The organism is Nocardia sp. NPDC060220 (genome assembly GCF_042727815.1).
In the GTDB taxonomy this organism is placed as follows: Bacteria; Actinomycetota; Actinomycetes; order Mycobacteriales; family Mycobacteriaceae; genus Nocardia.
Window position 1 is genome coordinate 1 of record NZ_JBHWZY010000326.1, and the last position, 7,169, is coordinate 7,169.

Consider the following 7,169-nt stretch of genomic DNA (forward strand, 5'->3'; position numbering starts at 1 on the left):
GTCCCCGATCCAGGCCGAACGCCTGGAACCGGGCTCCCCCGCCTATCGCTACCTGACGTAGGTCCGCCGCGCGGCGGTCACGCCGCCGCGCGGTCCTCGCGGTGTCCCGACGTGCGACTCGCGCGCACGCTCGACACGACCAGCGGCAGTAGCCAGCCCATGGCGAGCTGGTCGTAGGGCAGCAGTATCTGGTCGAGACGGTTGTGGACGTAGGCCACCGAGAGGCCCGACTGCGGGTCGACCCAGCCGAACGAACCGCCGAGCCCGATATGGCCGAAGCCGTGCCGCGCGCCGGGGACGGGCAACGAGTGGTAGCCCAGGTGCCACATCATCGGCAGGTAGAACAGCGCGTGGTCGAGCCGGTAGCTCTGGACCCGGCGGATCGCGGCGTGCGTGCTCTGCTGCAGGTACGGCATGCCGTCGACGGTGACGCCGTCGGCCAGCGCCGCGTACATCTTCGCCAGTCCGGCGGCCGTCGCGACACCGTTGCCCGCGGGCATCTCGGTGTTCAGGATCGTGGGGTCGTCACCGTCGAGAATGCCGTCGAGGCCGGGCACGAACAGGCAGCGAGCGGCCGCGCCGAGCGGTCCGGGCAGCCGGAATCCGACATTGGCGAGGAAACTGGCGCCGACGGGATGCGCGGCGAAGCTCAGGTGCGCGCCGGCCAGCCGAGCGTATTCGGTCGACGAGTCCGCGGCGGGGCGACCGAGGTGGATGCCGTCGATACCGAGCGGATCGGTGACCTCGGTGCGGATCAGCTCGCTCATACTCCGGCCGGTCACGCCCCTGGCCAGGCCCGCGAGCAGCCAGCCGTAGGTCAGGGCGTGATAGGTGGGGGTGCCGAGCATCCGGTCCGGGGTGGCCAGTGCCAGGCGGTCCTCCATCAATTCGTGATCGAGGGCTTCCGCGGCGGTGTTGGCGACCGAGGACAGCGACGACAGCCCGGAGCGGTGGGTGAGCACGTCGGCGACGGTGATCGCGCCCTTGCCGTGCGCGGCGAAACGCGGCCAGTATTCGGCGACCGGCGCCTGGTAGTCGATCAGTCCGCGGTCGGCGAGCCGGTGGATGACGGTGGCGGTGACACCCTTGGTCGCGGAGAACACGATCGCACCGGTCTCGGCGTTCCATGGTCGGTCACCCGCACTACCGGTCCAGAAATGGGCGAGTGGTTCACCGTGCCGATAGATCGCGAGCGCACCGCCCGCGTCGCGGCGATGGCCGATCAAGGTGGCGAAAGCGCGCACCAGCGGACCGAATCCGGCCGGGGCGAAACCCCCGACACCGGCCGGGAGGGCAGCGCTGTCCTGCCCGTAAGCGTCGTTGCTCATCATCCGACTATACGGCGTTATGCCTATTCGGCAACGCCACGTTTCGGAATGTGGCCGACCCGTAGCCCGGCGTCATCACTCGGTGACCACCGTGCCCGCGCCGTCACCTTCCTCGAGCACGGCGAAACTGTGACCCGAAATCAGTGTTCCCGCACCGCTTTCGGTGGCAGGCGACCAGGCCAGCAGCACCCGACCGTGCACCGGGATCACCACTTCGTCCTCGGCGAGGTTGCACACCACCGAGATTCGGCCACGACGCAGGACGAACCAACGCTGTGTTTCGTCATAGTCGGCCCACACCCGTTCCAGCCATGGATCGGCGAACTCGGGCCGCGACTTGCGCAGGGCGAGCAGGCCGCGATAGCAGGCGAGCAATCGGGCATGCGGTTCGCGACCGACCTCGGTCCAGTCGAGCTTGGAGCGGGTGAAGGTGTCCGGGTCCTGCGGGTCGGGCACCTCGTCGCTGGACCAGCCGTGCTCGGCGAATTCGGCGCGGCGCCCGGTGGCGGTGGCCGCGGCGACGACCGGGTCGGTGTGGGAGGTGAAGAACTGGAACGGGGTGCGCGCGCCCCACTCCTCCCCCATGAACAGCATCGGTGTACTCGCCGAGAGCAGCACCAGCGCCGCCTTCACCGCGAGTTGCCCCGGGGTGAGGTAGGCGCTGGGGCGATCACCGGTCGCGCGATTGCCGATCTGATCGTGATTGCAGGTGTAGCCGAACAGCGCGCTGCCGGGGACGAGGTCGCGACGCAGCGGCGCGCCGTGGGTGCGGCCGCGGAAGCTGGAATAGGTCCCGGCGTGGAAGAAGCCGTGGGTGAGTGTCTGTGTGAGGCAGGCCAGTGAGCCGAAATCGGCGTAGTAGCCCTGTCTTTCGCCGGAGACCGCGGTGTGCACGGCGTGGTGCAGGTCGTCGTTCCACTGGCCGGTGAGCCCGTAGCCGCCTGCCGCGCGCGGGGTGATCAGGCGGGGGTCGTTGAGGTCGCTTTCCGCGATCAAGCTGAGCGGTCGACCCAGATGTGCTGCCAGCGCGGTGGTTTCGACGACGAGCTCGTCGAGCAGGTGAGTGGCGGTGCGGTCGACCAGCGCGTGGACGGCATCGATACGCAAGGCGTCGAGGTGGAATTCGCGCAGCCAGCGCAGGGCGTTGTCGATGATGTAGGCGCGGACCGCGTCGGAGCCGGGGCCGTCGAGGTTGAGGCTCTGACCCCAGGTGTTGCGGCCCGCGGTGAGGTAGGGGCCGAAGCGCGGCAGGTAGTTGCCGCACGGGCCGAGGTGGTTGTAGACCACGTCGAGGCAGACCGCGAGACCACGGGCGTGGCAGGCGTCGACGAAACGTTGCAGGCCGTCGGGACCGCCGTAGCTTTCCTGTACCGCGTACCATCCGACGCCGTCGTAGCCCCAGTTGTGGGTGCCGTCGAAGGCGTTCACCGGCATGAGTTCGACAGTGGTGACGCCCAGTGTCACGAGATGGTCGAGGTGCCCGATCGCCGCGTCGAAGGTTCCCACGGGGGTGAAGGTGCCGATGTGGAGTTCGTAGAACACCGAGCCGGCCACCGGTCGGCCGGTCCAGTTCCGGTCGGTCCAGGCCGTCTGGTCCAGGTCGTGGACAGCGGAGGTTTCGTGCACGCCGTCGGGTTGGCGAGCCGAGCGCGGGTCGGGCAACACCGTCGGGTCGTCGTCGATCAGGAAGCCGTAACGGGAACCCTGACCTGCGTCGACGCGGACCGACCAATTGCCGCCACCGTTTCTTCGCATCGGGTGCTCGACCCCGTCCAGTTGCAGCCGCACCGCCCCCGCCTCCGGCGCCCACACCCGAAACTGCCTCATCGGCCCAGCATCGCATGCCCCGCGCCGGTGTGCTCGATCAACGATTCACCGCGCGTGCGCGGCGACCCCGACCGGTCCCGCGCCGACGCACAGCGACTGCCGCTCGTCGAGGGATCTGATCCGCAGGGTGTCGCCACCTCCGAGCAGCCGGACGTACACGGTGTTCAAGCCCGCGCGCACATCGGCGATCGTCTCGGTCTCGCCCTCGAAGGACAGGGCGATCCGGCCGTCCCGTTCGGCGTTGTAGTTCACCTGGGCGGTCCAGTCGCGGATCTGCATGGGGCCGTCGAGGGGGAGGTTGGCGCCGGTGGTGCCGTGCACGCGGTACCCGCAGCGAGGTTCGGGGCCCTCGACGATGGCACGGTTCCACCAGACCTGCGCGTCGACGACGGCGCCCTCATCGGTGATCATCCGCAGGCGCGGAGTCGAGAGGGCGAAGGTGGTGGGGGTCGCGATCGGGGCGAAGACACGGTCGGTCATGTTCTCGGGGAAGGCCAACGGGTTCAAGACATTCCACGGAACCTCTTGGGGCAGCAGCGGCGCGTCGGCGGCGCCGGGGAGCGCGGCTCGCACGCCGCTCACGTAGGTGCGGGCCGGGCTCGGTTCCCAGGACCAGGTGAAGGTGATCGTCGAGTACACACTGCTCGCGAGGAACACGATGATCGCCGAGATACCCACTGCCTGCCGAGCTCGGCCATCGCGCCCCACCACAACCGGAGCCGATCCGCTGACGGGGCGTGCACGTGCCGGATCGATGTCAGCCGGAATTCGCCGGTGTGCGGGCTCGTTCGATCCGAATGCAGAACTCGACCGGCGCCGACGGGGTGCCAGCGTGATCAACGCAAGCGCGACGGTCGCGATGACGGCGAAATCGGCGAAGTAGCGCACCGATTGGAGGAGCAGACCCGCGGTACTCGGGCCGTCACGCAGCAGGACGACGGGCGCGATGGTCAGGACCGCGTATCCGGCGGCGCTCACCCAGATCGCGATGACCCGGCAGCGGGTACGAATCGTCCACGCCGCGAACAGGATCAGCGACAGCCAGCTCAGCGCGACCAGCAAGCTCGGCGAGTCCGCCCACGGGGTGGCGGGTTGCCAGCGTTCCCAGCGCCATGGACCGCCGAACAGCGCGGGTACCAACCCGTCGGACAGCGCGCGGCTCCACAGGGACCCGGAATGTTCGGGAGCCGAGAGCCCCCTCGGACGTTGGATGACGAGCAGAAAACACGCCGACCACGTCAGCAGCACCGCGCCGCCCGCCGTCCACAGCGCGCCCCCACGCCGAGCGGCCGCCTGTACGGATCCGCCCGTCACGTGCGCGGCCAGCACTGCCACCGCGAAAGCCACCGGCAGCACGACCACCGATTTCTCGAAGAACAGCAACGCCACCGCGAACACCGCGGCCCCCGACACCGCATATCGACGCCGCCCCGTCCGCACCAGCAGCACCGCGTCCGCGCTCACCCACGCGAGTGCGATCTGCAACGGCAGCGCGTTCACCGCCGCCGACCACCAGGCGAACGCGGGCACCGTCAGCGGGACGAACAGGTAGAACGCCAGGGGTCCGAGCAGGCGGGTGCGGACCCCGAGCAGCACGATCAACAGTCGCAGCACCGCCAGCGAAGCGAGCAGTTGCAACCCGGCCAGCACCACGACGGCGGCTGCCCAATTCAACGGCGCCACCTCGGTGACCAGCCAGGTCAGCACGAACGCCAACGGCATCACGTGCCCGTCGTGACTGGTGAACAGCAATTCCGTCGAGAACACCGGCTGGCTGCTCACCCGGCCGATCAGCAGGAAATCGTCCCAGTAGAAGAATCCGGACGCGGCCACCCAGCCGCGCAGGACCAGCTGCGCCACGATCAGCGCCGTCGCGACGAGCAGCACCGTCCGCCCGGTGATCCGCCACGGCACCGGCCGCGACGGGTCACGGGAGTGCGGTGGCGAGTCGAGCAGCGGCACGGACGTCACGTCTCTCGACGCTAGCCCGTAGTTCGCGAGGCGGCCATCACGACCCACCACAGGCGAGCCACCGAGGGGCTGTGTCCGTGGACAGTCCAGTTTTGGACTGATCTGTTCAAAATGTGTTACGGTCGTCGGCATGGCCAGACCCAAAGAATTCGACGAGCACCGCGCCGTGGACGCCGCGATGCGGGCGTTCTGGTCCGCCGGTTACGAGGCGACCTCCACCCAGGACCTCTGCGCCGCGACAGGCCTGGGCCGCAGCAGCATCTATAACACCTTCACCAGCAAGCGCGATCTGTTCGATCGAGCTCTGCGCCACTACATGACCACCCAGAACGCCCCCCTCTTCGACATCCTCGACAGCGACGCACCGGCCAGGGAGCGGATCGCCGACATCCTGCGCCGGACCGCCGAGGCGCCCGAAACCGAACCGTCGGGCTGCCTCGTGGTGAACTCGATCGTCGAACTCGCCCCCCACGATGCCGCTGCGCGCGCGCTCCTGGATGCCGATGGCGAGCGCCGTCTCGACGCACTCACGGCGACTGTCGAAAGTGGTCAGCGCGCAGGCGAATTCGCCGCCGATCGGGATGCACGCGCCATCGCCCAGTTCCTGACCGCCACCATCAGCGGCATGCGCGTCGCGGCGCGCGGCGGAGCGGATCACGCCACCCTGACCGCGATCGCCGAGACCGCGATGCGCTGCCTCTGAGATCCACCGGCCCCCATCGCCTTTCATCATGGCTTGATTTTGAACTGATTGATCCAAAATAGTTCGACGTACGAGAGGTTGTCATGCCGACCGCTGTCTACATCCTGGGCCTGTCCATCTTCGCCCAGGGCACCTCCGAGCTGATGCTGGCCGGACTCCTCCCCGACCTGGCCGCCGACCTGGGTGTCTCCATTCCCCGTGCGGGACTGCTCATCTCGGCCTTCGCGCTCGGCATGCTGGTCGGCGCGCCACTGCTGGCCGTGGTGACGCTGCGCTGGCCACGCCGTGACGCACTGCTGGCCTTCCTCGCGATCTTCGTCGCGGCGCACGTCGTCGGCGCGCTGAGCGGCGACTACTCGGTGATCTTCGCGACCCGGGTGGTGAGCGCCTTCGTCTACGCGGGGTTCTGGGCGCTGGCGGCGGCGACCGCGGTGAGCCTGGTGGCCCCGCAGTTACGCGGACGGGCGATGAGCATCGTCGCGGGTGGACTCACCATCGCCACGATCATCGGGGTGCCCGCGGGCACCGTCATCGGCCAGCATCTGGGCTGGCGCGCGGCCTTCTGGGCGGTCGCCGGGCTGTCCGCACTGACGATGATCGGTGTGTTCACGAAGATTCCCGGCGGTCGACCCGCCAGGGTCGCGGACTTGCGGGGCGAATTGCGGGTGATGGCGAATGTGCGGCTGTGGGTGTCCTACGGCGCCACCGCGCTGTCGACGGGTTCGGCGTTCGTCACCTTCGCCTACCTCGGCGCGATGCTGGCCGACACCACCGGCATCCCGGCGGCGTGGGTCCCGGCGGTGCTGGGTCTGTACGGCGTCGGCGGGTTGATCGGTATCACGATCGGCGGTCGATTCGCCGACGCGCACCCGTTCCGCACGCTGTACGTGGGCGCCGCGGGGATGACGGTGATCGCGGCCGCGATCGCTGTCACCGCGCGCTTCCCGGCGCCGACGATCGTGCTCGTCTTGTTGCTCGGCGCTTTCGGTTTCGCCACGAACCCGGCCCTGAACACTCGCGTTTTCACGCTGGCCGACGGCGCCCCGACACTGGCCGCGGCGACCAACTATTCGGCGTTCAATGTCGGAATCACCGTCGGTCCATGGCTGGGCGGACTGGCCATCGGCGCGGGGCTCGGCTTCGCTTCGGTCGGCTGGATCGGCGCCGGACTCGGTCTGGCCATGCTCGCCACCGTCGGGCTGTCCCATCGGCTGGAACGTGAACCCCGCACGGCCGCCGGCACTTCCGAGCCGCGACTACCAGCGCTCACCCACCCGTAGGTCATGAGACGTGGCAAACACCCCCCGCACAAACAGGGGGGGTGGTAGGGGAGGGGGCAC

Annotated in this window: 5 protein-coding genes; 2 read left to right on the forward strand and 3 right to left on the reverse strand. The window is 69.0% G+C overall.

The genetic code is table 11. The features are described from left to right. Window positions 1-77: 77 nt before the first annotated feature. From ACFWF3_RS18115 to ACFWF3_RS18125, 3 genes are all read right to left on the reverse strand, one after another. A complete protein-coding gene (locus ACFWF3_RS18115) occupies window positions 78-1,328 on the reverse strand; it encodes a serine hydrolase domain-containing protein (protein WP_379314548.1) in 1,251 nt (416 codons plus the stop codon). A gap of 75 nt (window positions 1,329-1,403) precedes the next feature. Continuing rightward, window positions 1,404-3,155 carry a malto-oligosyltrehalose trehalohydrolase gene (gene treZ / locus ACFWF3_RS18120; protein ID WP_379314549.1) on the reverse strand — a complete coding sequence of 584 codons (1,752 nt, stop codon included), beginning with the start codon at window positions 3,153-3,155 and terminating at the stop codon, window positions 1,404-1,406. Between the two features lie 45 nt (window positions 3,156-3,200). Continuing rightward, complete coding sequence (locus ACFWF3_RS18125) at window positions 3,201-5,126, reverse strand: hypothetical protein (protein WP_379314550.1); 1,926 nt, start codon at window positions 5,124-5,126, stop codon at window positions 3,201-3,203. Between the two features lie 130 nt (window positions 5,127-5,256). Between ACFWF3_RS18125 and ACFWF3_RS18130 the strand changes: the two genes are divergently transcribed. Continuing rightward, window positions 5,257-5,829 carry a TetR/AcrR family transcriptional regulator gene (locus ACFWF3_RS18130; protein WP_379314551.1) on the forward strand — a complete coding sequence of 191 codons (573 nt, stop codon included), beginning with the start codon at window positions 5,257-5,259 and terminating at the stop codon, window positions 5,827-5,829. A gap of 83 nt (window positions 5,830-5,912) precedes the next feature. Next, window positions 5,913-7,109 (forward strand): Cmx/CmrA family chloramphenicol efflux MFS transporter, encoded by a 1,197-nt coding sequence (locus tag ACFWF3_RS18135; protein ID WP_379314552.1) that lies wholly within the window; start codon window positions 5,913-5,915, stop codon window positions 7,107-7,109. Window positions 7,110-7,169 lie beyond the last annotated feature (60 nt).